At 65.5% G+C, this 23,669-nt stretch carries 23 protein-coding genes; 4 read left to right on the top strand and 19 right to left on the bottom strand.

What is annotated here, in order from left to right:
- Positions 1 to 105: 105 nt before the first annotated feature.
- On the bottom strand, positions 106 to 867 hold the full coding sequence (locus E1N52_RS16875; protein ID WP_133183885.1) for a sensor histidine kinase: 762 nt from the start codon (positions 865 to 867) through the stop codon (positions 106 to 108).
- A gap of 155 nt (positions 868 to 1,022) precedes the next feature.
- Between E1N52_RS16875 and E1N52_RS16870 the strand changes: the two genes are divergently transcribed.
- Together E1N52_RS16870 and E1N52_RS16865 are read left to right on the top strand one after the other, a co-directional pair.
- Positions 1,023 to 1,364, top strand: a complete 342-nt coding sequence (locus E1N52_RS16870) for an FKBP-type peptidyl-prolyl cis-trans isomerase (protein WP_028202932.1) — start codon at positions 1,023 to 1,025, stop codon at positions 1,362 to 1,364.
- Between the two features lie 54 nt (positions 1,365 to 1,418).
- Positions 1,419 to 2,222 (top strand): AraC family transcriptional regulator, encoded by an 804-nt coding sequence (locus E1N52_RS16865; RefSeq protein ID WP_133183884.1) that lies wholly within the window; start codon positions 1,419 to 1,421, stop codon positions 2,220 to 2,222.
- Positions 2,223 to 2,237: 15 nt separating this feature from the next.
- Here the strand turns inward: E1N52_RS16865 and E1N52_RS16860 are convergent, their stop codons facing one another.
- The 14 genes from E1N52_RS16860 to asd form a co-directional block, all read right to left on the bottom strand.
- Complete coding sequence (locus E1N52_RS16860; RefSeq protein ID WP_133183883.1) at positions 2,238 to 3,113, bottom strand: MOSC domain-containing protein; 876 nt, start codon at positions 3,111 to 3,113, stop codon at positions 2,238 to 2,240.
- 79 nt (positions 3,114 to 3,192) lie between these two features.
- Positions 3,193 to 4,389: an O-succinylhomoserine sulfhydrylase gene (locus tag E1N52_RS16855; RefSeq protein WP_133183882.1), complete on the bottom strand. Its 1,197-nt coding sequence runs from the start codon at positions 4,387 to 4,389 to the stop codon at positions 3,193 to 3,195.
- A gap of 139 nt (positions 4,390 to 4,528) precedes the next feature.
- Positions 4,529 to 6,073: an amidophosphoribosyltransferase gene (purF, locus tag E1N52_RS16850; protein WP_133183881.1), complete on the bottom strand. Its 1,545-nt coding sequence runs from the start codon at positions 6,071 to 6,073 to the stop codon at positions 4,529 to 4,531.
- 125 nt (positions 6,074 to 6,198) lie between these two features.
- Entirely contained in the window at positions 6,199 to 6,693 is a 495-nt protein-coding gene (locus E1N52_RS16845; RefSeq protein WP_028202927.1) for a CvpA family protein, read from the bottom strand.
- Positions 6,694 to 6,700: 7 nt separating this feature from the next.
- Complete coding sequence (locus E1N52_RS16840; protein ID WP_133183880.1) at positions 6,701 to 7,624, bottom strand: SPOR domain-containing protein; 924 nt, start codon at positions 7,622 to 7,624, stop codon at positions 6,701 to 6,703.
- 61 nt (positions 7,625 to 7,685) lie between these two features.
- Positions 7,686 to 8,996, bottom strand: a complete 1,311-nt coding sequence (gene folC / locus E1N52_RS16835; RefSeq protein ID WP_133183879.1) for a bifunctional tetrahydrofolate synthase/dihydrofolate synthase — start codon at positions 8,994 to 8,996, stop codon at positions 7,686 to 7,688.
- A 190-nt stretch (positions 8,997 to 9,186) separates the two neighbouring features.
- A complete protein-coding gene (accD, locus tag E1N52_RS16830; protein WP_133183878.1) occupies positions 9,187 to 10,059 on the bottom strand; it encodes an acetyl-CoA carboxylase, carboxyltransferase subunit beta in 873 nt (290 codons plus the stop codon).
- A 154-nt stretch (positions 10,060 to 10,213) separates the two neighbouring features.
- Entirely contained in the window at positions 10,214 to 11,023 is an 810-nt protein-coding gene (gene trpA, locus E1N52_RS16825; protein ID WP_133183877.1) for a tryptophan synthase subunit alpha, read from the bottom strand.
- A 53-nt stretch (positions 11,024 to 11,076) separates the two neighbouring features.
- The gene (locus E1N52_RS16820; RefSeq protein WP_133183876.1) at positions 11,077 to 11,979 is read right to left on the bottom strand and encodes a DNA-methyltransferase; all 903 of its coding nucleotides are present in this window, start codon (positions 11,977 to 11,979) and stop codon (positions 11,077 to 11,079) included.
- Positions 11,980 to 12,000: 21 nt separating this feature from the next.
- Entirely contained in the window at positions 12,001 to 13,194 is a 1,194-nt protein-coding gene (trpB, locus tag E1N52_RS16815; RefSeq protein WP_133183875.1) for a tryptophan synthase subunit beta, read from the bottom strand.
- A gap of 76 nt (positions 13,195 to 13,270) precedes the next feature.
- Positions 13,271 to 13,951 (bottom strand): phosphoribosylanthranilate isomerase, encoded by a 681-nt coding sequence (locus E1N52_RS16810; RefSeq protein ID WP_133183874.1) that lies wholly within the window; start codon positions 13,949 to 13,951, stop codon positions 13,271 to 13,273.
- An 85-nt stretch (positions 13,952 to 14,036) separates the two neighbouring features.
- Positions 14,037 to 14,852: a tRNA pseudouridine(38-40) synthase TruA gene (gene truA, locus E1N52_RS16805; protein WP_133183873.1), complete on the bottom strand. Its 816-nt coding sequence runs from the start codon at positions 14,850 to 14,852 to the stop codon at positions 14,037 to 14,039.
- Positions 14,853 to 14,868: 16 nt separating this feature from the next.
- Positions 14,869 to 17,202, bottom strand: coding sequence for a FimV/HubP family polar landmark protein (locus E1N52_RS16800; protein ID WP_133183872.1), 2,334 nt, complete (start codon positions 17,200 to 17,202; stop codon positions 14,869 to 14,871).
- 166 nt (positions 17,203 to 17,368) lie between these two features.
- Complete coding sequence (asd, locus tag E1N52_RS16795) at positions 17,369 to 18,490, bottom strand: aspartate-semialdehyde dehydrogenase (RefSeq protein WP_028202917.1); 1,122 nt, start codon at positions 18,488 to 18,490, stop codon at positions 17,369 to 17,371.
- Positions 18,491 to 18,551: 61 nt separating this feature from the next.
- Here asd and E1N52_RS16790 point away from each other — a divergent pair, with 61 nt between their 5' ends.
- Positions 18,552 to 18,791, top strand: a complete 240-nt coding sequence (locus E1N52_RS16790) for a hypothetical protein (protein ID WP_133183871.1) — start codon at positions 18,552 to 18,554, stop codon at positions 18,789 to 18,791.
- Between the two features lie 23 nt (positions 18,792 to 18,814).
- Here the strand turns inward: E1N52_RS16790 and leuB are convergent, their stop codons facing one another.
- The 4 genes from leuB to E1N52_RS44070 form a co-directional block, all read right to left on the bottom strand.
- Positions 18,815 to 19,882, bottom strand: a complete 1,068-nt coding sequence (gene leuB / locus E1N52_RS16785; protein WP_133183870.1) for a 3-isopropylmalate dehydrogenase — start codon at positions 19,880 to 19,882, stop codon at positions 18,815 to 18,817.
- 44 nt (positions 19,883 to 19,926) lie between these two features.
- Positions 19,927 to 20,577: a 3-isopropylmalate dehydratase small subunit gene (leuD, locus tag E1N52_RS16780; RefSeq protein ID WP_133183869.1), complete on the bottom strand. Its 651-nt coding sequence runs from the start codon at positions 20,575 to 20,577 to the stop codon at positions 19,927 to 19,929.
- A gap of 18 nt (positions 20,578 to 20,595) precedes the next feature.
- Entirely contained in the window at positions 20,596 to 22,005 is a 1,410-nt protein-coding gene (gene leuC, locus E1N52_RS16775; protein ID WP_133183868.1) for a 3-isopropylmalate dehydratase large subunit, read from the bottom strand.
- Between the two features lie 143 nt (positions 22,006 to 22,148).
- A complete protein-coding gene (locus E1N52_RS44070) occupies positions 22,149 to 22,304 on the bottom strand; it encodes a hypothetical protein (RefSeq protein ID WP_165979394.1) in 156 nt (51 codons plus the stop codon).
- A gap of 343 nt (positions 22,305 to 22,647) precedes the next feature.
- Here E1N52_RS44070 and E1N52_RS16770 point away from each other — a divergent pair, with 343 nt between their 5' ends.
- On the top strand, positions 22,648 to 23,562 hold the full coding sequence (locus E1N52_RS16770) for a MipA/OmpV family protein (RefSeq protein ID WP_133183867.1): 915 nt from the start codon (positions 22,648 to 22,650) through the stop codon (positions 23,560 to 23,562).
- Positions 23,563 to 23,669: the final 107 nt, after the last annotated feature.

The raw sequence follows: 23,669 nt of genomic DNA, 5'->3' as shown, positions 1-23,669 counted from the left end.
AGCGCTCAGTATAAGGGTGCAAGGTGGATGAAAGGCGCGGGCGGGCTCAATACGAGCCGCCGCCCACGCGGCAGTCGCTCGCGTGGGACCGGAATCGACCGCCGCTCACGGGCGACTCAGCGGCACATTCAGCACAAGCGCCATCTCCTCGCCTTCGCCCACGAGAGCCGGCGCCTCGAAGCGGCCGCCATGCGCCTCGGCCACACGGTGGCACAGCGCCAGCACCCAGGCGTAGCGCCCCGCTTCCTGCTGCTCTTTCGCCTGAGCGCGCGCGAACGGTTCCAGCACGTGCGAGAGCGCGTCGTCGGTGAGCGCCGCACGCGTGGCGAGCCATTTCACTTCCAGCTGCGCGGCAGTCGCGCTCGCGCTCGATGCGAGCGTCACACTGGCGCCCTGAGCACCCGTTTCCGCGGCGAACACCAGCATCAGCCAGAGCGCCTGCGCAATGCGTTCGCGGTCGCCGTCGAGCGTCGCCCCGCCGGCCGTGTCCTGCACCTCAAACGTCACGCCGCGCGCATCGCCGAGCGCGGCGCGGGCGTCATCCACGGCCTCGCCGAGCAGCGCCGCGACGGCGAACGGCGCGCGCTCGATGCGCAGCTTGCGCGTCTCGGCGCGCGTGGCATCGACGAGTGTTTCGAGCAGTTGAACCTGCTGCTCCACGCCCGTGCGAATGCCGCCCAGCGCGCGTTGCGCGGCGGCGTCGGCGCTGTCGATCTTGCGTTCGAGCACGTAAGCCCAGCTATGGATTGCATTGAGCGGGCTGCGCAGATCATGCGAGACGCGCGAGAGCACGTGGTCGCGCATGAACAGCGCTGCTTCGGCGCACAGGCGCGCCGTGCGCTCGGTACGGTTTTGCGAAGTCGACATCTGATTCCTCGTATTTCGCCACAAGCCGGGCGAGCGGTCCCCCATTATAGGCAGCGGGTAGCGAGCATCCCGCGTGCCTGACAAGGCCACGCGCGCCCGGCCCTGCAAAGCGCCTACAATAACGGGTCCAACCTATCCGAATCAGGAGTTTTTCCATGTCTATCGTGACCACCGAATCCGGCCTCAAGTACGAGGACCTGACCGAAGGCACCGGCGCAGAAGCCAAGGCCGGCCAGACCGTCAGCGTGCACTACACCGGCTGGCTGACGGACGGCCAGAAGTTCGATTCGAGCAAGGACCGCAACGACCCGTTCGCCTTCGTGCTGGGCGGCGGCATGGTCATCAAGGGCTGGGACGAAGGCGTGCAGGGCATGAAGGTGGGCGGCGTGCGCAAGCTGACGATTCCGCCGCAACTGGGCTACGGCGTGCGTGGCGCGGGCGGCGTGATTCCGCCGAACGCGACGCTCGTGTTCGAAGTCGAGCTGCTCGACGTCTGATTCTCGCTTGACGCTTCACGGCGCTCGCCTTATTTGCAACCGTAACCGGTCATCATGAATCCGCATCACCACGCTCCCGTCACCGCGCCCGGCGTCGAACTGCGCCGCTATGGCGCGATCGAGGAAACCGATCTGCACGATTTTCACCAGATCGTGCTCGGTCTCGACGGCGAGATGGAGATGACCGTGAACGGTCAGGGCGAGCGCATCGACAGTTGTTCCGCGTGGCTCATTCCGTCGGGCGCGCGGCACGACTACATGGGCATTGGCGATAACCGCCAGCTCGTGCTCGACCTGCCCGCGGCAACGCTCGCAGTGCCCGAACGGCTTTTCGACACCGCGCGCGCCGTGCGCCTCGACCCCGCGCTCACGCAGCTCGTGAGCCAGATCGCGCAGTGCGCCGCCGCGGCCACGCCGCCGCGCGACAGCGCCGACCTGCGCGCGCGCCGCTTTCACTGGGACGCCTCCGCGCGCCTGTGCGCGGCATTCATCGCACAAACCGGCGTGGCGGCAAGCGCCGAATTCAGCGCGGCTGCCGGGTTGGACTTCGCCCGCATCGACCGTTGGCTGCGCGCGCATCTCGCCCAGCCGCTGCGTATTGCCGATCTCGCCGCGCATTGCGGCTTCGGCATGCGGCGCTTTCATCAGCTTTTTATCGAGGCGTTCGGCGAGACGCCGCATCGCTACCTGCAGCGGCTGCGGCTCGACACTGCGCTCACGCTGCTCGCCGACCCGCGCGCGTCGCTCACCGACATCGCGCTCGAAGTGGGCTTCGGCGACCAGAGCGCGTTCACGCATGCGTTCACGCGGCGCTTCGGGCTCGCGCCCGGCCAGTGGCGCGCGCTGCCGTCACACTGAGCACGCAAGCGAGCCTCATTCGTCGAAGCGGTATTCCCACTCGGCGCGTGCGCCGACCGCCACGTGCTTGCCGGCTCCCGTCACGACCATCGCGTTCTGACCGAATGTGAGGCCGCCGTCCACGCGCGGATCGGCGCGAAACGCGGCAAGCGTGTCGAGCGGTTCGGTGGGCCATTGCGCGTCGCGCTCGCCCGATAGCTGATCGATCGTCGTGATCGGGCAGCGCGCGCAGGGCTTCACGAAGCGCAGCACGATCTCTTCGCCGCCCGTCGCGGATTCGATGGCGAGCGTGTCGATGAAGTCTTCCTCGAACGCGTCGCCAATGTCGCCGACGACGATGTTCGGACGAAAGCGCGTCATCGGCACGGGCGGTGCGCCCTTCGCCGCGAGGCGCTCGTTGAGTTCCGCGAGCGACGCCTCGCTCGTCACGAGAATCGGAAAGCCGTCGGCGAATTGGGTGGGCGCGTCTTCGCCGTTCGTCCACTTCTTGCTCGCGAGACGCGTCACGTCGTGCGCGAAGCGCAGCAGGCGCACGGGCACGCCTATCGCCTGCGTGAACCACTGGGCCGCGTGATCGCCTTCGTCGAGCGCCTCGAAATTGTCGTCCCAGACCGTCGCCGGCACGCGTGCCTCGCCGCCGCGCGGCGCGAACGGCAGATGGAGCGCTTCGCTCATGCCTTCCATGGTGAGGCGCACGCCGCCTTCTACGAACGCGGGCACGATGCGCGCCATGGCGGCGTACTGTCGTTGTGTGACGAGCCGGCCGTTCTCGTCGGCGACCATCCAGTGGCGGTCCCACTCGATGCCCTTCAGGCCGAGCTGCGCATCGTCGAGCGCGATCGCGCCGCATGACTTCACGGGATAGACGAACAACGCACGAACGATGGGCATGGCGAACTCACGGGAAAGAAAAAGGAAATGGGCCGGGCAACGCCCGACCCATGATCATACAACCGCTGCTTAAAACCGCTTACTGCGCCGCATCGAGCCCGCGCGCGAGATCGTTACGCACGTCCTGCGCATTTTCGAGGCCAACGGCCAGGCGGATCAGCCCTTCGGTGATGCCAGCCGCCGCGCGCGCTTCAGGCGTGATACGGCCGTGCGTCGTCGTGGCCGGGTGCGTGATGGTCGTACGCGTATCGCCGAGATTGCCGGTGATCGAGCAGATCTTCGTGCCGTCGATCACGCGCCAGGCATTCGCGCGCTGCTGCTCGGGCGTGTCGCCCTTCACTTCGAACGAGACGATCGCGCCGCCCCGCTTCTGCTGGCGCATGGCGAGCGCATGCTGCGGGTGCGACTCGAGGCCCGGATAGAAAACGCGCTCGATGGCCGGATGCGTCTCCAGCCAGCGCGCGATTTCGAGCGCATTGTCCGACTGCTTCTCAACGCGCAGCGACAGCGTTTCCATGCCCTTGAGCAGCACCCACGCGTTGAACGCGGATAGCGTCGGGCCCGCGGTGCGCACGAACGGAAACACCTTCTCCATGATGAACGCCTTCGAGCCCACGAGCGCACCGCCCAGCACACGTCCCTGACCGTCGAGGAACTTGGTGGCCGAATGCATCACCACGTCCGCGCCGAACTTGAGCGGTTGCTGGAGCGCCGGGCTGCAAAAGCAGTTGTCGACCACGAGGAGCGCGCCCGCCGCCCGGGCGATCTTGCTCACGGCTTCGATGTCGGCCACCTCGGTGAGCGGGTTCGACGGCGTTTCGAGGAAAAACATCTTCGTTTCGGGGCGCACGGCGTTCTTCCACGCGTCGAGATCGGTCGGATCGACGAAGGTGGTCGCGATGCCGAACTTGCTGAAGATCTGCGAGAACATGGCGAGCGTCGAGCCGAAAATGCTCTGCGAGCTGACGATGTGGTCGCCCGCCTGAAGCGCGGCCATCACCACCGACATGATCGCGGCCATGCCCGAAGCCGTGGCCATGCACGCTTCGCCGCCTTCAAGCGTAGCGAGGCGCTCCTGGAACATGGTGACGGTCGGATTCGAGAAACGCGCGTACGTATAGGCGGTTTCGGAGTTCTTGAAGCGCTCGGCGGCTTCGGCGGCGCTGCCGAAACAGAAGCTCGACGTGAGGTAGAGTGCTTCCGAATGTTCGTTGAACTCGCTGCGCAGCGTGCCCGAGCGGACGGCTAGCGTGTCGAAGTTGAAGGTGTCGTCCATGTTCGTGTTCTCCGTGTGCTGAACAATCAGGCTTCAATCCTGCACGCGCAGGCGCAAAAAAGCCCGCTTTTGCGTGGGCAGAAAGCGGGCTTTCGGAATCGGCGGAAACGCGAGTCTCACACTCGCGTTTGCCGAAGGGTCACTCCACCGAGAGCTGCAGGTGCAACTGCGAGCGGGTGCCACCGTCCATCGCGTCACTTGCAGCGTCGCGATCCGACTGCGCCTGGGGCGCGAGGCGCGCCGTCTCGATGTTGTCGAGGTATGTGCTCGTGATGTCGCCGGTGATGTAGTCGCCGTCGAAGCACGAAGCTTCGAACTCCTTCAACTCCGGATTGATGTCGCGCACTGCCTGCTTGAGCGATTCCACGTCCTGATACACGAGGTAATCGGCGCCGATGATGCGCGCCACTTCGTCATCGGTACGGCCATGCGCGACGAGCTCGCCGCGCGTGGGCATGTCGATGCCGTAGACGTTCGGGTACTTCACGGGCGGCGCCGCCGAAGCGAAGATCACCTTGGTCGCGCCGGCGTCACGCGCCATCTGCACGATTTCCTGCGAGGTGGTGCCGCGCACGATCGAGTCGTCGATGATCAGCACGTTCTTGCCCTTGAACTCGATGCCCATGGCGTTGAGCTTCTGGCGCACCGACTTCTTGCGCATGGCCTGGCCCGGCATGATGAAGGTGCGGCCCACGTAGCGGTTCTTGAAGAAGCCTTCGCGATATTCCACGCCGAGCTTGTTCGCGACCTGCATGGCCGCGGGACGCGACGAATCGGGAATCGGCATGACCACGTCGATCTTCACGTCGGGCAGCTCGCGCTTGATCTTCTCGGCGAGATAGTCGCCCATGCGCAGACGCGCGTTGTACACGGGCACGCCGTCGAGGACCGAGTCCGGACGCGCGAGATACACGAGTTCGAAGATGCAGGGATTGAGCGTCGGCGCCGTGGCGCATTGCTGCGAGTAGAAGTTACCGTCGAAGTCGATGAACACCGCTTCGCCCGGGCGAACGTCGCGCACGAACTCGAAACCGATGCCTTCGAGCGCCACCGATTCCGAAGCGAGCATCCACTCGGTACCTTCCGGCGTTTCCATCTTGCCGATGCACAGCGGGCGAATGCCGAACGGGTCGCGGAACGCGAGCAGGCCGTATCCGGAGATCAGCGAGACGATCGCGTACGAGCCACGCAGGCGGCGGTGCACACCCGCAACCGCCTTGAAGAGCGCGGCCGGGTCGAGCTCGAGGCCCGAGGTCGCGAGCTGCACTTCGTGCGCGAGCACGTTGAGCAGCACTTCAGTGTCGGAATGCGTGTTGATGTGGCGGCGATCCACGCGGAACATCTCTTCTTTGAGCTGTTGCCAGTTCGTGAGATTGCCGTTGTGAGCGAGGACGATGCCGAACGGCGCGTTCACGTAGAACGGCTGGGCTTCTTCTTCGCTCGACGCCGAGCCGGCCGTCGGGTAGCGCACCTGGCCGATGCCGCTGGTGCCGGGGAGGCTGCGCATGTTGCGCGTGCGGAACACGTCGCGCACCATGCCGTTGGCCTTGTGCATGTGGAACGTGCTGCCGTTCGCGGTGGCAATGCCGGCCGCGTCCTGACCACGATGCTGCAGGAGCAGCAGCGCGTCATAGAGGAGCTGGTTGACGGGAGAGCGGGAAACTACGCCTACGATGCCGCACATGGCAGGTCCTTCAAAAAAGCGAAATCGGTCGCGGATCACCCGGCTTCATCAACACCGGTCGAGCGCCGCAAATGGGCAGTGTTGCCGGGAAGCTGCGCCTCGCATCGCGTCCGATCAGTTTCTGATCAGACGTGAACGTAGGCCGCGAGCGCCTCGGGCAACAGCGGTTTCAGTTCGAGCACGCCCTGCACGGCATAAGGCCGCAGCAGCGCGTGGCGCCAGAAGTCCTGCTGGGGCAGCTCGGTCAGCCCGCCGAGGACGACGAGGATCAGCACCAGCACGACGCCTCGCACGAGGCCGAACATCATCCCGAGCGAACGGTCCACGCCGGACAATCCGCTCACCTGCACCAGACGGCCGATCAGTGCGTTGCCCACGCCGGCCACGAGCACCACGGCAATGACGATCAGCGCGAAGGCGATCAGCCACTGGGTCAGCGCCCCGCCCGGCCAGTTCGCCGGAATCCAGGGCACTACGCGGTCCACGTAGCGGCAGGCCACGAGCAACGCCGCGATCCAGCCAATCAATCCAAAAATCTCGCCGATCAAGCCCCGCCATGCGCCGCGCAGCGCCGACAGGCCTATCACCGCCATTACAGCGTAGTCGAATGCGGTCAACATCGACGGCTTATTCCGCGTTGGCGTTCGAGCCCGCCATCAGGCCGGCGCCGCGCACCTTGGCGATCGCCGCCGTGGCCGAGGCGCGGTCCGGGAACGGGCCCGCGCGCAGCAGTGTGCGCGTCGTGCCGTCTGCTTCCTTACGCTGTTCGGTATATGCGGGCACACCCGCAGCTTTCAACTTCGTTACCCAGTTGTTCGCTGTCGTGCCGTTCGAGAACGCGCCGAGCTGCACCGCGAAACGCGCGCCCGGGGGCGTCGCCGGGGCGCTGGACTCGGCCTTCGCGCCATTTGCGCCGCTGGTGTCGGCGGTGTCATTTGCGGCAGTCGTTTGCTTGCTGTTCGCGGCGACGGTCGCGCTGGCCGACGCGGCCGGCTTGGCAGCGGGCTTTTGCGTCTGGGCGGTTTGCGTCGATTGGGCGGGAGCGGCTGCCGCCTGTGCGGGCTTTTTGGCGGCCGTTGCCGGCGCGTTGTCCGCGCTTTGTGCGCTCTGCGTGGCCGCGGCGCCCGAAGCGGCCGCGAGGCCCGACGCGCCAGGCGTCGCTTCAGCGGCTGCGGGATTGTCGGGGGCGACGCCGGCTTGCGTGTCTTCGGCGTCGTGTTGGCGCGCAGCGGCCTTGTCGGCCGGGCGGCTCGGAATGTCGATCGCGATGTCGTCGGTGACGGGCTTCGGGTGCGAATCGAGCACCATCGGCAGGATCACGATGGCCGCGAGCACGAGCGCGATCGCGCCGACGAGACGGCGGCGCGCGCGTTGCTTTTCAGGGAGTGTGGGGTCGAGCAGCATTGCCTCGGCGTCGCCCGACCGGTCCGGCCGGCGGCTGCGCCGTTCCACGCGCGTGCTCTGATTGCTGCGCCGGCTGGAGCCGGACTCGGTGCCGCGCCGGCGGGGCGCGTCAGCGTCATCTTTCTTGCCGAACGAGAAAATTCCCATGTATGGCTTGCTGTTGGCCTACCTGGCCTGTCTTACGTGGGCGGCGTACGGTGCCGGGCGGTCAGTGTTGCTGCGACTTTCGCCAGGCCATCACCCCGGCAACCGTCAGAAAACTTCCGAAAACAATAATTCTATCATTTTCGGTTGCACGTTTTAGCGCATCTTGGAAGGCGGCAGCGGGATTTTCATAGCGTGTGACGCTGCTGTCGGCGCCGTCCGTCACGCCCGCATCGCGCAGCACTTCTTCGAGCTGTTCGGCCGTGGCCGCGCGCGGCAGCGGCAGGTCGGTCACACACCAGTGGTCGATCTCGCCCTTCAGGTGCTCGATCACGCCCGTGATGTCCTTGTCGCGCATTGCGCCGAACACCGCGTAGGTGTACGGGAAATAGCCCATGCTGCCGAGGTTTTGCGCAAGCACGGCAGCCGCATGCGGGTTGTGGCCGACGTCGAGGATAATCGAGGGCTTGCCCGGCAGCACCTGGAAGCGCCCAGGCAGTTCGACGTTGGCGAGGCCGAGGCGAATGTCCTGCGCGGAAACCGGCAGGCGGTCGCGCAGCGACTCGAGGCCCGCGAGCGCAGCCGACGTGTTGATCAACTGGTTGGCGCCGCGCAGCGCCGGATAGGCGAGCGCCGAGCGCCGCATCGTCGGACCCACGTAGCTCCACTGCTGGCGCTCGTTGCCGGGCTGCCCTTCGTAGCGGAAATCGCGGCCGAAGAGCCACAGTTCGGCGCCGATCGCCTCAGCATGGTCGATGAGCGACTGCGGCGCCATCGGATCGGCGCAGATCGCGGGCTTGCCCGGGCGGAAGATACCGGCCTTTTCGAAGCCGATCTTCTCGCGCGTGTCGCCGAGGTATTCCGTGTGATCGAGGTCGATGCTCGTGATGATCGCGCAGTCGGTGTCGAGCACGTTGACGGCATCCAGGCGCCCGCCCAGACCCACCTCGAAGATCACGGCGTCGAGCCCGCGCGAGGCGAACAGATGCATGATCGCGAGCGTCGTGAACTCGAAGTACGTGAGCGTAACGGGCTTGGCGAGCGAATTGCGCGCGGCTTCCACGGCCTCGAAGTGCGGCAGCAGCTCGGCGTCACTGGCCTGCTGGCCGTCGACGCGCGCGCGCTCGTTGAATTCGAGCAGATGCGGCGAGGTGTGGCAGCCCACGTGATAGCCCGCCTTGAGCAGGATCGTTTCGAGGATCGCGCAGGTCGAGCCCTTCCCGTTCGTGCCGCCCACCGTGATGATCGGGCATGCGAACTTGAGGTCCAGCGCGTCCTTCACCTGACGGATGCGGTCCAGCCCCATGTCGATGCCGACCGGATGCGCAGTTTCGAGGTGCGTGAGCCACGCGTCGAGGGTGGGAAAGGTACTCATCAGGATAGAAATTGCCAGGTGCTGCGCGTGAGACGCCGCCAACGGCGGAGGGTTCACACGAATGATCCGCTTCGAAAGAACGGCATTATCGCGGAAATGACAACGCGCCGCTTGCTTTCGCTCGCGGCGCGTTGGGTATAGCGTTGCGGCTTGCGGCGCACGCAGCGCCGCAGATCGCTCAAAGCAGCGTTCAAGCCACCGCGTCGGCGGGCTGACGCTGCAGCAGCGCCAGCATTTGCGCGATTTCGTCGCGCAGCTTGCGGCGGTCCAGGATCATGTCGATCGCGCCCTTCTGCAGCAGGAATTCGGCGCGCTGGAAGCCTTCCGGCAGCTTTTCGCGCACGGTCTGCTCGATCACGCGCGGGCCGGCAAAGCCGATCAGCGCCTTCGGCTCGGCGATCACTACGTCGCCAAGGAACGCGAAGCTCGCCGAAACGCCGCCCATCGTCGGGTCGGTCAGCACGGAGATGAACGGCAGCTTGGCTTCGGCGAGCTTGGTCAGCATGGCCGTGGTCTTGGCCATCTGCATGAGCGACAGCAGGCTTTCCTGCATGCGCGCGCCGCCCGATGCCGTGAAGCAGATGAACGGCACTTGCTGCTCGAGCGCGTTTTGCGCGCCGCGCGCGAAGCGTTCGCCCACCACCGAGCCCATCGAGCCGCCCATGAACGAGAACTCGAAGCAGGCCACCACCACGGGCAGCGTGCGGATCGCGCCGCCCATCACCACCATGGCGTCGGTTTCGCCGGTTTCGTCCATCGCCTCTTTCAGGCGGTCCGGATACTTGCGGCTGTCCTTGAACTTGAGCGCGTCGACCGGAACGATCTCCTGGCCGATCTCGTAGCGGCCTTCCGGATCGAGCAGGCCGTCAAGACGCTCGCGCGCGTTGATGCGCATGTGGTGATCGCATTTCGGGCAGACGTGGAGATTCGCCTCGACGTCGTTGCGGTACAGAACCGCTTCGCACGACGGGCACTTGATCCACAACCCTTCCGGAATGCTCTTGCGGCTTTTCGGATCGGTTTGCTTGATCTTGGGCGGCAGCAGTTTATCGAGCCAGCTCATTGATGTTCCTTCCTTGACCTTCGTGATGCGCGGGCGCGGCGGACCGTTTCATCGTCCGATCGGTAAAACCGACCGGGTTCCGACCCCGACCGCGCATGGCGAAAAGTGGATTTTACAGCAGTCTCGAATCTAGCCAACTACGCTAGCCGCAGCGTTACCCGGCGGAGACTTCGTCCAGCGCCACCCGAATGCTCGTGATGAACTGCGTGAGCGTGTCGGCAGCCGTCTCCGGCGCTGCCTGTTCGAGCAGCTGAACGATGCGGCTGCCGATCACCACGGCGTCCGAAACCTGCGCGACGGCAGCCGCCGTTTGCGCGTCGCGGATGCCGAAGCCCACACCCACGGGCAGCGAGACATGCTTCTTGATCGCCGGGATTTTACCCGCGATGCTCGAAACGTCCAGATTCGCAGCGCCCGTCACGCCCTTGAGCGAGACGTAGTAAACATAGCCGCTCGCGGCGCGCCCCACTTCGGCGATGCGCTCATCGGTCGAAGTCGGCGCGAGCAGGAAGATCGGATCGATGTCGGCAGCCTTCATCTTCGCCGCGAACTCGACCGACTCCTCGGGCGGATAGTCCACCACGAGCACGCCGTCCACGCCCGCTTCCTTCGCGGCCTGCGCGAATGCATCGGCGCCCATACGCTCGATGGGGTTCGCGTAGCCCATCAGCACGACGGGCGTCTTGTTGTCGGTTTCGCGAAAACGCTTCACGTCGGCGAGCACGCTCTTGAGCGTCACGCCCTTCTCGAGCGCGCGCTCGGACGACTGCTGGATCACCGGGCCGTCGGCCATCGGGTCGGAAAACGGCACGCCCAGCTCGATGACATCGGAGCCGCCTGCGACCAGCGCGTGCATGAACTCGACGGTGCGCGCGGGATCGGGGTCGCCGGCCGTCATGAACGGGATCAGGCCTTTGCGGCCTTGGGCGGCGAGCGCCTCGAACGTAGTCTTGATACGGGACATTTCAGGGTCCTCAGCTTTTAGGCGTTACTGCGCGTGGGTCCGGCGGCGGCGCATCAGGCGCCGGCCGCAACGGCGCTTGCGGCGGCCGCGCTCACGCGTTCGCGCGCGATCGCGCAGTAACTTTCGTTAATTTCATAGCCGACGAATTCGCGCTGCTGACGTGCGCAAGCCACTGCCGTGGTGCCGCTGCCCATGAACGGGTCCAGCACGCGGCCGCCCGGCGGGCAGCTCGCGAGCACCATGCGCTCGACGATTTCCAGGGGCTTCTGGGTGGGATGATCCACGCGCTCCGCGTGCTGGCGATGCAGCCGCGAGACGGACCAGACGTCCTTGGGGTTGTAGCCGAGCTCCAGCCACTTGCTGCCTTCGAACAACTTGCGCGAACGCGCCTTCTTCGTGGCGGCATCGTACGGGATGCGGACGGGATCGAGATCGAAGTAATAATCCTTCGACACCGCGAAGAAACCGATGTTGTCGTGCACCGAGGTAAAGCGGCGCGTCGTGCCACCCATGCTGGGTACGCGACGATCCCAGACGATCTCGTTGATCATCGTGAGTTTCGACTTGAGATAGACGAAGATCTCGGGCGCGTACTGCCACGTGCAGAACACGTAGAGCGAGCCCGTGGGCTTGAGCTTCGGAATCGCCAGGTCGAGCCATTCATACGTCCAGGCGAGGAAGTCCTCGCCCGAGCGCATGTCGGAGTCGTTGCCGTAGTCCTTGCCGAGCCCGTAGGGCGGGTCGGCGACGATCAGATCGATTGAGGCGTCGGGCAGGTTGGCTGCATCGGTCAGAAAATCGCGGTTCAGGAGCCGGATGGTTTCCGGCACCGTGGCGAGTGTGGGTAACTCGGCGGCTGCATTGGCGACCACCTCAGCGGCCTCCAGAGCAGCCACTTCGGCGTTCACCTCGCCCACCGGCGCCGGCATCTGCGGCTCGTCGAACTCGTCATGCATCGCTTACGTCGCTCCGGGCGTTCAGAACTGGATGCCCGATCGCTCAGCGACCGTATGCATGTCCTTGTCGCCGCGGCCCGACAGGTTCACCAGCAGGATTTTCTCCTTCGGCAATGTCGGTGCGAGCTTCGCCGCGTACGCGAGCGCGTGGCTCGATTCGAGCGCGGGAATGATGCCTTCGATGCGGCAGCAGTCGTGGAAGGCCTTGAGCGCTTCCTCGTCGTCGATGGTGACGTACTGCGCGCGGCCGCTGTCCTTGAGCCACGCGTGCTCGGGACCGACGCCCGGATAGTCGAGGCCCGCCGAGACCGAATGCGTCTCGATGATCTGCCCGTTCTCGTCCTGCAGCAGGTACGTGCGGTTGCCGTGCAGCACGCCCACGGTGCCCGCCGCGAGCGAGGCAGCGTGACGGCCCGTGTCCATGCCGTCGCCGGCAGGCTCGACACCGATCAACTGCACGGAAGTGTCCTCGATATACGGGTAAAAGATCCCCATCGCGTTCGATCCGCCGCCCACGCAGGCGATCACGGAGTCGGGCTGGCGGCCGGTCATTTCAGGCATCTGCACGCGGCATTCGTCGCCGATCACGCGCTGGAAGTCGCGCACCATCATCGGGTACGGGTGCGGGCCCGCCACGGTGCCGATGATGTAGAAGGTGTTTTCGACGTTGGTAACCCAGTCGCGCATGGCTTCGTTGAGCGCGTCCTTGAGCGTGCGCGAGCCCGATTCGACCGGAACGACGGTCGCGCCCAGCAGCTTCATGCGGTAGACGTTGGCGGCCTGGCGGCGCACGTCTTCGGCGCCCATGTAGACCACGCACTCCATGCCGAAACGCGCCGCGATCGTTGCCGTTGCAACGCCGTGCTGGCCCGCACCGGTTTCCGCGATCACGCGCGGCTTGCCCATGCGCTTGGCGAGCAGCGCCTGGCCGATCACGTTGTTCACCTTGTGCGCGCCGGTGTGATTCAGGTCTTCGCGCTTGAGATAGATCTGCGCGCCGCCCAGCAGCTCGCTCCACCGCTGCGCGTGATAAATCGGCGACGGACGGCCGACAAAATGCTTCAACTCGCGCTCATATTCGGCGCGGAAGTCGGGATCGTCCTTGAATTTCGCGTAGGCGTCGCGCAGCTCGTCGATCGCCTGCATGAGGGTTTCGGCAGCGAATACGCCGCCATAAGGGCCGAAATGGCCACGTTCATCTGGCAAATTGTACATAAGTCACTCGCTCGGCCGGGCTTGGGAGGACCGCATTGCGCGGGCCGTGCCGGCCAAAGGGGCATTCGCCCCGGATTCATCCCGCGTCCGCTTCGCGCACTGCGCGCACGAACGCCGCCATGCGGGCGTGATCCTTCACGCCCTTTGCGCCCGGCACTTCGATGCCACTGGAGACATCGACAGCGAACGGACGCACCTGGCGAATCGCATCACCGACGTTTTGCGCGTTCAAGCCACCACTCAAAACGGCCCGACGCGCGAGCCCTGCGGGAATAAGTGACCAATCGAAGACCTTTCCGCCGCCGCCGTAACCGTCGACATGGGTGTCGAACAACAGGCCGCTGGCTGATGAATAACGATTAGCCGATTCTATCAAATCGGCCTGCTGAGTATCGGCCGCCACTCGCAGCGCGCGCAACCAGGGCAAACCGGCAACGGAGGCAAGCGACTCGCACTGCTCCGGCGTTTCGTCGCCGTGGAACTGCAGCATGGTGAGCGAGACATTGCTCGCCACTTCGCTCATCCACTGCGGCGTGGCGTTCACGAAGAGACCGACGACCGAAACGAACGGCGGCAGGTCGTGCGTCAGCTCGACCGCCTGCGCCACGCTCACGGAACGCGGGCTCGGCGGATAGAACACGAAACCGACGGCGTCGGCGCCGAGGTCGACGGCGTGCGCAACCGCCTCGGGCGTCGAAAGTCCGCACAGCTTGATGCGGGTGCGGTGCGCGGGGGCGAGTTGCTCGGCTGACGTCATGGTTCTCGATGCGGTGTTGGTCTCGATGATTCAATCCCGATGCTTCAATCGCTCCGTGATTGCTGGTGCGATCCGCGGAGCAGCCTCAGGCACGGCCTTCGGGCGCGTCGCTCCAGATCACGCTCCACGGCACGCTGGCGGTATGCGGAGCGGGTACTGCGAACTCATCAGGATAGCCTACCTGGGCGAGATAGAGGCCATCGGGCATGAACGTCGGCGCGGCCACCGTGCGGTCTCGGCCCGCCAGCACCTCGGCCATCCACGCGGCCGGATAGCGCCCTCGCCCCACCGCCACGAGGCAACCCATGAGGTTGCGCACCATGTGGTGCAGGAACGCGTTGGCGCGAAAGCGGAAGTGGATGAAGTCGCCCTGCGGCCGGATGTCGATCTGGTACAGGTGCTTGACCGGCGTCTTCGCCTGGCATTCCGACGAGCGAAACGACGAAAAATCGTGCTCGCCGATGAGGTGCGCTGCCGCCTGGCGCATGGCATCGACGTCGAGCGGCGTATGGATCCAGCCCGCGCGGGCCGCCAGCATCGGCGAGCGCACGGGGTTCACGTAGAGCACGTAGTAGTAGGTGCGTTCGAACGCCGCGAAGCGCGCGTGGAACGTCTCGGGCATCGGCTTCGCCCACTGCACGGCCACCGTGGAGAGCAGGAACGCGTTGGTGCCGCGCACCCACGAAAACGGCGTGCGGTCGAGGTCGGTGTCGAAGTGCACCACCTGGCCGAGTCCGTGCACGCCCGTGTCGGTGCGGCCTGCGACGATGGTGGACAGCGGCACGGTGGCGAACTCGCGCAGTGCGCGCTCGAGCGCGTCCTGCACCGTCTTGCCGTGCGGCTGAGACTGCCAGCCGCAGAACGCGGCGCCGTCGTACTGGATTCCTAGCGCGATACGCATACGGCTTGCAGCAGCGTCACGAAAGCGGCGCGAGCGTCGACAGCAGCGCCTGCGCGTCGCTGCGCGTGGCGGGGTCGTTCGACTCGATCACTTCGTTGATCAGCGAGCGGGCGCCGGACACGTCGCCAAGCGCGATGTATTCGTGCGCGAGGTCGAGCTTGTTGCGCGCGATGCGCGCGAGCTGCTCGGGCGTGAAGACCGGCAGCGGCTCGGCCGAATCGGGCGGCAGGTTCAGGTCGAAGTCGAGCGTGAGCGCGCCAAAGCGCGGCGCGCCGAGGCCCGCGAGCGCGCCTGCGCCCGCCGTACCCGCCTCGATGGCCTGGCCCGCCAGCGGCGGAGGCGGCTCGAAGAACGGCGACGCAAGACGCGCCGACGCTTCGGGCGTGGCGGCCGGTTCGGTCGAGAGCGGTGCCGTGGGCATGACCGGCTCCCCGATGCGCGGCGGCAGGGGCAGGTCGAGGCCGCCCAGCGCGTCTACTGCATCTTGCGGGAACGCGATCGGGACTTCGGCGTAGCTCATGTCTTCTGCGGTGACTGCGGGTACTGACGGAATTTCAGGTGCGGTAAGCGGCGCCGGCGGGCGCTCGAAGGCTTCGGTGATGGGCGGCGTCTGCGCGACGGGCGGTTCAGCCTGCGATGCTTGCGCAGCTTGCTGCGGTTGCGCGGCTTGCGGTGCGCCGTCGCCGAAGTCGAGCGCGATATCGGGCGTAGCGGGCTTTTGGGCGTGCGCCGGTTCCTCCAGCGTGCGCGCAAGCGCTTCGGCGTCTTCGGCTGTACGCGGCGCACCGAGACTTTCTGGCGGCAGCGCATCCGCGCCGAGTTCCGCCGCGGCGGCGAGGCTGGCGGCTTCGGTCGCGTCAGCAAGCGTCTGCGGTTCGCCCGGTTCGACGCCGTGCGGCAGTTCGTGTGCCGCGTGAGCCTCCTGGGTACCCGAAGGCGCTTGCGGGGTACCCGGGTGCAGCGTGTCGGTGAGCGTCGGCGGCAGCGCTTCGTCGTGTTCGAGCGGCGCGGAAGAGACGGCCGGCGTGGGCACCGGCGTGATCGCGACTTCGTCCGCAGCGGGTTCAGCCGGCGCAACCGGCGGCACAAACTCCGCTTCCTCGAGAGGCGCGACTTCGTTCACGCCCGGTTTATCCCCGGCGTGCGAAATCGGCTCATGCAATACCGGCGGCTCTTCGGCCACAGGCGTGGCGGCAACGGCGGCGGCAGCCGATGCAGACGGCGTCGGCTCGTGCGCTTCGGGCGAGACCTCAGGAGCCTGCTCAGCCGGTTTCTTGCGTTTGCGCGTAAGCAGGCGCACAAACAACGCCAGCAGCACAACGACGATCGCCGCCACGGCACCCATGGCGATCGGCGAGACTTCCGGTTGACCGCCAGCCGGGCTGGCGTTTGCCGCGCCGTTCTGCACAGGCGCGCCGCCTTGCGCAGCAGGCGCACCTGCGGACGCGCCGCCCGCCGTCTGCGCGGGCTTGCCGATGCCGTGCTGCTGCAACGCCATCAGCACGCGGTTCTTCAATGCGAGGAGCTGCTGCAGGCTGGAGACCGTCACGGGCGCCTTCGCGCCTTGTGCCGATGCGCCGCTGGCCGGGGCCTGCTGGATCGAACCGCTCCACACGTGCGAATCGCTGGCCGCCGACGCCGGCGCTGCGGCGCTAGCGCCCACCGCTGCGGCGCCAGAAGCGCCTTGCGCGGCCGCTTCGGGGCCGCTCGCTGCGACTGCCGAGGCAGCGCCCGCTGTCGGCGCGGCAGCGCTGGCTGAACTCGCGCCACCCGTTGCGGCGGCAGCAGCCGACGATGCAGCCGCTACAGCCTGGGCAGCAGCGCTCGAAGCAGCGGCCGGTGTGCTGGCAGGTGCAGCAGGCGCGGTCGCCGCCGTGGCGGGTGTGCTGGCGGCAGACGAAGCCGCAGCCGCCCCACCCGATGCCGCCGTCATGCCCTCCGCCGCACTAGAAACGTCCGGCGTAGCCGGCACGTTCAGCGTGGCACCCACGCGCATGCGGCTGGGATCCTGCTTGATGAACGCATTGGGGTTCGCATCGAAGATCGCCTGGCTCATGCGCGCGAGCGTGGTCTTGTCGTGCGACTGCGTAAGGTCGACGGCCACGTCGTGCAACGACTGGCCGGGACGAACCGTGTATTGCCCCGCGATGCTCACCGCAGCCGCGGCAGCCGACGCAGCACTGGGAGCGCTGGCACCTGCGGCACCTTGCGTCGCACTCGCGCCGCCCTGCGCAGCGGCGAGGCCGCAGAACAGGAAACTCGCCGCCGCCACAGTGGCGCGGATGGCGCGCCGCCCTTGGGCGCGCTTCGCGCGAGGCGCGGCGGAAACAGAATCAAATCGAACGATCATCAGTTGCCCTGGCATACCGCTCTTGCGGCTGTCGATCAAATAGGTGTGTGCTTCGGGGCGATTGCATCGATGCATGCAATAAAAAGCATGCAATAAAAAAAGCGCCGCGACTGGCGCGGCGCTTTTCACCCTGTCTACGCGTCATTAGCCGCGTAGTTTAATTCATTCACTTGTCGAGCAGAATGCGCAACATGCGGCGCAGCGGTTCAGCCGCACCCCACAGGAGCTGATCGCCCACCGTGAAGGCCGAAAGATACTCGCCGCCCATCGCCAGCTTGCGCAGACGGCCCACCGGCACCGACAGCGTGCCCGTGACCACGGCCGGCGACAGATCGCGCATCGAAGCCTCGCGCTGGTTCGGGACGACCTTGACCCAGTCGTTGGCCGACGCAAGGATGCCGTCGATCTCGTCGAGCGGCACGTCTTTCTTCAGCTTGATCGTGAGCGCCTGCGAGTGGCAGCGCATCGCGCCGATACGCACGCACAGGCCGTCGACCGGAATCGAGCCCGGCTGGCCCATGGCCGGCTTGCCGAGAATCTTGTTGGTTTCCGCGCCGCCCTTCCATTCTTCCTTCGACATGCCGTTGCCGAGATCCTTGTCGATCCACGGAATCAGCGAGCCCGCGAGCGGCACGCCGAAGTGTTCGGTCGGCATCGCGTCGCTGTTCATGGTGGCCAGCACCTTGCGGTCGATGTCGAGGATCGCCGACGACGGATTCGCCAGATCGCTCGCGACCGAAGCGTTGAGCGCGCCCATCTGCGAGAGCAGTTCGCGCATGTTCTGCGCGCCCGCGCCCGAAGCGGCCTGGTACGTCATGGCCGTCATCCAGTCGACGAGGTTCTCGCGGAACAGGCCGCCCAGCGCCATCAGCATGAGGCTGACCGTGCAGTTGCCGCCGACGAAATCCTTCTGACCCTTGACGAGCGCATCCTTGATGACGTCGAGGTTGACCGGGTCGAGGATGATGACCGCGTCGTCCTTCATGCGCAGCGCCGAGGCCGCGTCGATCCAGTAGCCGTTCCAGCCTGCCGCGCGCAGCTTCGGATACACCTCGTTGGTGTAGTCGCCGCCCTGGCAGGTGATGATGATGTCGCACTTCTTGAGCTCGTCGACGCTGTTCGCGTCCTTGAGCTTTGTCTCGTTTTTGGCGAACGACGGAGCTGCGCCGCCTGCGTTGCTGGTGCTGAAAAACACCGGTTCGATCAGGTCGAAATCACGTTCTTCCTGCATGCGCTGCATCAGCACGCTGCCGACCATGCCGCGCCAACCTACGAGACCTACGTTCATGACTAACCCTTGAGATGGACACTTCCCCGCTTCGCTCGCCCGGCGTGGCCGCGCGGGGAAGATGAGCGGGCACGACGAGCGATCAACGAATGGTGATCGTTTTGATAATCGTCGTTTTCGTGGTGATGGCGAGCGAAATCGCACGGGCTTTCATGCCGTGGATGTTCGTAACAGTCGTGATCTGGGAGATCTTCGCCATCGAAGCAATATACACGAAACAGTTAATTTGCGCGGAAAAAACCATACTTTCCGCTATTTGGACGCCCGTTCTGGCGCGCGAAACAAAAAAGGGCACGCCTGAAACGACGTGCCCTTCGTGCGACTTTACAGCGCTGCGATCACCGCATCGCCCATTGCCACCGTGCCGACCTGCTTGCAGTCCGGCGTGATGATATCGGCGGTGCGATAGCCTTGTTCCAGCACCTTCTTCACCGCGCTCTCGATGCGGTCCGCCTGTTCCGGGCGGCCCAGCGAATAGCGCAGCATCATGGCCGCCGAGAGGATCGTGGCGAGCGGGTTGGCGATGCCCTTGCCCGCGATATCCGGCGCTGAACCGTGCGACGGCTCATACAGACCCTTGTTGTTCTTGTCGAGCGAGGCCGAGGGCAGCATGCCGATCGAGCCCGTGAGCATCGCGGCTTCGTCCGAGAGAATGTCGCCGAACATGTTGCCGGTCACCACCACGTCGAACGCCTTCGGCGCCTTCACGAGTTGCATGGCCGCGTTGTCGACATACATGTGCGACAGCTCGACATCCGGATATTCCTTCGAGACATCGATCATGATGTCCTTCCAGAACTGCGACGTTTCGAGCACGTTGGCCTTGTCGACAGAAGTGAGCTTCTTCTGGCGCTTTTGCGCGGCCTGGAACGCCACGTGAGCGATGCGGCGCACTTCGGGCTCCGCATAGCGCATCGTGTCGAAGCCTTCGCGCGCGCCCTTGAAGTTGCCGTCCGGCGCTTCGCGCGTACCGCGCGGCTGACCGAAGTAGATGTCACCGTTCAGTTCGCGCACGATCAGGATGTCGAGGCCCGAAACGATTTCCGGCTTCAGCGACGACGCACCCGTGAGTTGCGGATAGCAGATCGCCGGACGGAAATTCGCGAACAGTTCCAGATGCTTGCGCAGGCCGAGAATAGCCTGCTCGGGACGCAGCGCGCGCTCGAGCTTGTCGTACTTCCAGTCGCCCACGGCGCCGAACAGGATCGCGTCGGCCGACTTCGCCAGCGCGAGCGTTGCCTCGGGCAGCGGATGGCCGCTAGCCTCGTAGCCCGCGCCACCAACCGGCGCCTCTTCCAGCTCGAACTTTTCGCCGAGTGCGTTGAGCACCTTCACGGCTTCCTTGACGATCTCGGGACCGATGCCGTCGCCCGGCAGCACTGCAATCTTCATCCTGTGATTCCTCGCTGTTTGTTCAATGTGCGTATGTGCAGGTATCAGAGCACGCGGTTGTTCAGCCACGGCTGGCGCGCGAGGCGCTCGGCTTCGTACTGGCGGATCTTGTCGGCGTGACGCAGCGTGAGGCCGATGTCGTCGAAGCCGTTCAGGAGACAGTAGCGGCGGAACGCGGCCACTTCGAACGGATATTCCTTCGAGCCGTCCGTCTTGCGCACGACCTGCTTGTCCAGATCGATCGTGACCTGGAAGCCGTTGAACGCGTACGTCTCGTTGAACAGGTGATCCACATCCGCTTCGGAAAGCACGATCGGCAGCAGGCCGTTCTTGAAGCAGTTGTTATAGAAAATGTCCGCGAAGCTCGGCGCGATGATCGCGCGGAAGCCGTACTGGTCGAGTGCCCAAGGCGCGTGCTCGCGCGAACTGCCGCAGCCGAAGTTCTTGCGCGTGAGCAGCACCGAGGCGCCCTGATAACGCGGCTGGTTCAGCACGAAGTCCGGGTTCAGCGGACGCTTCGAGTTGTCCTGGCCCGGCTCGCCGTGGTCGAGGTAACGCCATTCGTCGAAGGCATTCGGGCCGAAGCCGGTGCGCTTGATCGACTTGAGGAACTGCTTGGGAATGATCGCGTCGGTATCGACATTCTCGCGATCGAGCGGCGCCACGACGCCGGTGTGTACGATGAATTTTTCCATGATCCGTGTAGCCTCAGCTCAGCCCAGCTTGCGAATGTCGACGAAATGGCCTTCGATTGCCGCGGCGGCTGCCATGGCCGGGCTCACGAGGTGCGTGCGGCCGCCCGCGCCCTGACGGCCTTCGAAGTTGCGGTTCGAGGTCGACGCGCAGCGCTCGCCCGGCTCCAGCCGGTCGGCGTTCATCGCGAGACACATCGAGCAGCCCGGCTCGCGCCATTCGAAGCCGGCTTCGGTGAACACCTTGTCGAGGCCTTCGCGCTCGGCTTGCGCCTTCACGAGACCCGAGCCCGGTACGACCATCGCGAGGCGGATATTCGGCGCCACGCGGCGGCCGAGCTTCTTCACGACGTAAGCGGCGGAGCGCAGGTCTTCGATGCGCGCATTCGTGCACGAACCGATGAAAATCTTGTCCGGCTTGATCGACTCGATCGGCGTATTCGGTTCGAGCGCCATGTACTGCAGCGCGCGTTCCATCGCGTCGCGCTTGACCGGGTCCTTCTCACGCTCGGGATCCGGCACACGGCTGTCGACTGACGTGACCATTTCCGGCGACGTGCCCCACGTGACCTGCGGCACGATGTCGGCCGCGCTCAGTTCGACCACGCGGTCGAAGTGCGCGCCTTCGTCAGTGCGGAAGTTCTTCCAGTATTCGACGGCCTGATCCCACTCCGCGCCTTGCGGCGAGTACGGACGGCCCTTGAGATATTCGATCGTGGTGTCGTCCACGGCGACCATGCCGGCGCGCGCGCCGCCTTCGATCGCCATGTTGCACACGGTCATGCGGCCTTCCATCGTGAGGCTGCGGATCATCGAGCCGCCGAACTCCATGGCGTAGCCCGTGCCGCCTGCCGTGCCGATCTTGCCGATGATGGCGAGCACGATGTCCTTCGCGGTGCAGCCGCGCGGCAGTTGGCCCTCGACCTTCACGAGCATGTTCTTGCTCTTCTTTTGCAGCAGCGTTTGCGTGGCCAGCACGTGCTCGACTTCAGACGTGCCGATGCCGTGCGCGAGCGCACCGAACGCGCCGTGCGTGGACGTGTGCGAGTCGCCGCAGACGATGGTCATGCCGGGCAGCGTCGCGCCCTGTTCCGGACCGACGATGTGCACGATGCCCTGGCGCTGGTCGGCCATCTTGAACTGCGTGATGCCGAAGGAATCGCAGTTCGAATCGAGCGTGTCCACCTGCAGCTTCGAGACCGGGTCGGCAATGCCGTGGCTGCGGTCCGTGGTCGGCACGTTGTGGTCGGAAACGGCCAGGTTCGCGCTGATGCGCCACACCGGGCGCTCGTGCATCTTCAGGCCTTCGAAAGCCTGCGGACTGGTGACTTCGTGCAACAGATGACGGTCGATGTAGAGAATCGTCGTGCCATCGTCTTCCGTGTGGACCACATGCGTGTCCCACAATTTGTCGTAGAGCGTCTTTGCCATGATGTGCGGGGAAATGTTTGACTGCGGGGCAATACGGTGTGAATCGATTATGCCACGCGAAATCCGCTCGCCACAGGGCCTTTTCCGAAAAAAAGCGATAAAAAACAGGGAGTTGGGTGGTAGTCGCGATACCTGTATCAGCGTTACCCGTCGTGCGCGTCGTCGGCGCGGATCTGCGCCACGCCGTAGCCAGCGCCGCTTTGCCGCTCGCTGAAAGGATTCGGGGATGCAAAAAAGAGATGCGCCGGCCCGACCACGACCGGCGCAAGTTGGTTACCGCTGTGAGAACGGTCAAACATGGGCTTCGGGTTCCGCGACACAGGGGGGGCCGCATCGCCGAGGTCCATAGCTGTCTAACGGCAAATTGGCGCCAGGGTTTAATCGGGGCGAATGCGGTGCTCCAAAACGGTGCGCCGGAGCCTTCGCAATTAATTTCGCAATCCTGATTATCCGGGCTCATTTCCCGCGTTTGATAGCCATCGCTTGCGGCGGACGCGGCGAGACGCCGGGGCGGACGCCTCCCGGTCATGCATATGTCAGGCACGAGGTTTGCGAGACGAGCCCGGCCGCGCGGAGTTCCGTTGTGAGTGCGTCGCACTCAACAAACGACGCCGCGGCCGACCCGGCAAACTCGGAGGCTTCATGCCACTCGCAATCCGCACTGCGCAACAAAGAAAAAGCACAACAAAACCAGCGGCGCCGCGCCGTTCGCGAGCCACGCAGCGTGCGTCTCTCGCCGCCGCGGCATGCGCCCTCGCCGCGCTCGCGCCGCGCGCCGAGGCGCAGACCCCCTCGCCGCTCGGCGAATGGCAGTATTCCGCAGGCATTCCGCTCGAAAAGATGTTTCAGCCGAACCGTCCCGACTTCGAAGCGCGGCTCGGCGTGGGCGCGACCTTCGAACCGCGCTACGACGGCTCGGACCGCTATCACACGCTGGTCGGGCCGAGCATCGACCTGCGCTACAAGGACATCCTGTTCGGTTCGACGGGCGAAGGCTTCGGCGTCAACGTTCTGCAGGGCCCGAACTGGCGCGTGAGCGTCGCCGGGGTCTACGACCTCGGGCGGCGCGGCCAGGACGACCCGACGCGGCTGCACGGCATGGGCAACATCAACCCGGCGCCAGAATTAAAGATCGCCGGCGAGTACGTGATTTCAAAGGACTTTCCTCTCGTGTTTCGCACCGCCTTCACGCGCAGCTTCGGCGGCTCGAATGGCTGGATCGCGGACCTCGGCGCCTACATGCCGCTGCCGGGCAGCAACCAGAACTTCTACTGGTTCGCCGGCCCCTCGGTCACGTTCGCCGACTCGAACTACATGCAGAGCTGGTTCGGCGTGACGCCGCAGCAGGCGGCAGCATCGGGTTACCGTCAGTACGACGCGAGCGCGGGCCTCAAGTCGGCCGGCTTCGGCATCACGATGGTGTACTTCGTCAACAAACATTGGTTCGTGAGCGCGGACGGCGCCATCAAGCGCCTGCTCGGGAGCGCCTCGCACAGCCCGATCATCCAGTCGAAGACGGGCGGCGTTTGCGACGTCTCGATCAATTACCAGTTCTAGTGCGGCCGGTCGCCTGACCGGTGTCGAGCCAACGCATGGCGCTAGAGAAAGCGCCTGCCCGGCACCGCTCATTCACCGCTCATTCTTCGCCAATATCCTTGACCGTA

Source organism: Paraburkholderia guartelaensis, assembly GCF_004353905.1.
Taxonomy (GTDB): domain Bacteria; phylum Pseudomonadota; class Gammaproteobacteria; order Burkholderiales; family Burkholderiaceae; genus Paraburkholderia; species Paraburkholderia guartelaensis.
The sequence above is the reverse complement of the archived record's forward strand: the minus strand, read 5'-3'. Positions and strand labels throughout refer to the sequence as shown.

What these genes read in the sequence shown, in the direction of transcription:
- E1N52_RS16875 (WP_133183885.1), bottom strand. Translation starts at nt 867, where the DNA reads ATGTCGACTTCGCAAAACCGTACCGAGCGCACGGCGCGCCTGTGCGCC.
- E1N52_RS16870 (WP_028202932.1), top strand. Translation starts at nt 1,023, where the DNA reads ATGTCTATCGTGACCACCGAATCCGGCCTCAAGTACGAGGACCTGACC.
- E1N52_RS16865 (WP_133183884.1), top strand. Translation starts at nt 1,419, where the DNA reads ATGAATCCGCATCACCACGCTCCCGTCACCGCGCCCGGCGTCGAACTG.
- E1N52_RS16860 (WP_133183883.1), bottom strand. Translation starts at nt 3,113, where the DNA reads ATGCCCATCGTTCGTGCGTTGTTCGTCTATCCCGTGAAGTCATGCGGC.
- E1N52_RS16855 (WP_133183882.1), bottom strand. Translation starts at nt 4,389, where the DNA reads ATGGACGACACCTTCAACTTCGACACGCTAGCCGTCCGCTCGGGCACG.
- purF (WP_133183881.1), bottom strand. Translation starts at nt 6,073, where the DNA reads ATGTGCGGCATCGTAGGCGTAGTTTCCCGCTCTCCCGTCAACCAGCTC.
- E1N52_RS16845 (WP_028202927.1), bottom strand. Translation starts at nt 6,693, where the DNA reads ATGTTGACCGCATTCGACTACGCTGTAATGGCGGTGATAGGCCTGTCG.
- E1N52_RS16840 (WP_133183880.1), bottom strand. Translation starts at nt 7,624, where the DNA reads ATGGGAATTTTCTCGTTCGGCAAGAAAGATGACGCTGACGCGCCCCGC.
- folC (WP_133183879.1), bottom strand. Translation starts at nt 8,996, where the DNA reads ATGAGTACCTTTCCCACCCTCGACGCGTGGCTCACGCACCTCGAAACT.
- accD (WP_133183878.1), bottom strand. Translation starts at nt 10,059, where the DNA reads ATGAGCTGGCTCGATAAACTGCTGCCGCCCAAGATCAAGCAAACCGAT.
- trpA (WP_133183877.1), bottom strand. Translation starts at nt 11,023, where the DNA reads ATGTCCCGTATCAAGACTACGTTCGAGGCGCTCGCCGCCCAAGGCCGC.
- E1N52_RS16820 (WP_133183876.1), bottom strand. Translation starts at nt 11,979, where the DNA reads ATGCATGACGAGTTCGACGAGCCGCAGATGCCGGCGCCGGTGGGCGAG.
- trpB (WP_133183875.1), bottom strand. Translation starts at nt 13,194, where the DNA reads ATGTACAATTTGCCAGATGAACGTGGCCATTTCGGCCCTTATGGCGGC.
- E1N52_RS16810 (WP_133183874.1), bottom strand. Translation starts at nt 13,951, where the DNA reads ATGACGTCAGCCGAGCAACTCGCCCCCGCGCACCGCACCCGCATCAAG.
- truA (WP_133183873.1), bottom strand. Translation starts at nt 14,852, where the DNA reads ATGCGTATCGCGCTAGGAATCCAGTACGACGGCGCCGCGTTCTGCGGC.
- E1N52_RS16800 (WP_133183872.1), bottom strand. Translation starts at nt 17,202, where the DNA reads ATGATCGTTCGATTTGATTCTGTTTCCGCCGCGCCTCGCGCGAAGCGC.
- asd (WP_028202917.1), bottom strand. Translation starts at nt 18,490, where the DNA reads ATGAACGTAGGTCTCGTAGGTTGGCGCGGCATGGTCGGCAGCGTGCTG.
- E1N52_RS16790 (WP_133183871.1), top strand. Translation starts at nt 18,552, where the DNA reads ATGAGCGGGCACGACGAGCGATCAACGAATGGTGATCGTTTTGATAAT.
- leuB (WP_133183870.1), bottom strand. Translation starts at nt 19,882, where the DNA reads ATGAAGATTGCAGTGCTGCCGGGCGACGGCATCGGTCCCGAGATCGTC.
- leuD (WP_133183869.1), bottom strand. Translation starts at nt 20,577, where the DNA reads ATGGAAAAATTCATCGTACACACCGGCGTCGTGGCGCCGCTCGATCGC.
- leuC (WP_133183868.1), bottom strand. Translation starts at nt 22,005, where the DNA reads ATGGCAAAGACGCTCTACGACAAATTGTGGGACACGCATGTGGTCCAC.
- E1N52_RS44070 (WP_165979394.1), bottom strand. Translation starts at nt 22,304, where the DNA reads ATGTTTGACCGTTCTCACAGCGGTAACCAACTTGCGCCGGTCGTGGTC.
- E1N52_RS16770 (WP_133183867.1), top strand. Translation starts at nt 22,648, where the DNA reads ATGCCACTCGCAATCCGCACTGCGCAACAAAGAAAAAGCACAACAAAA.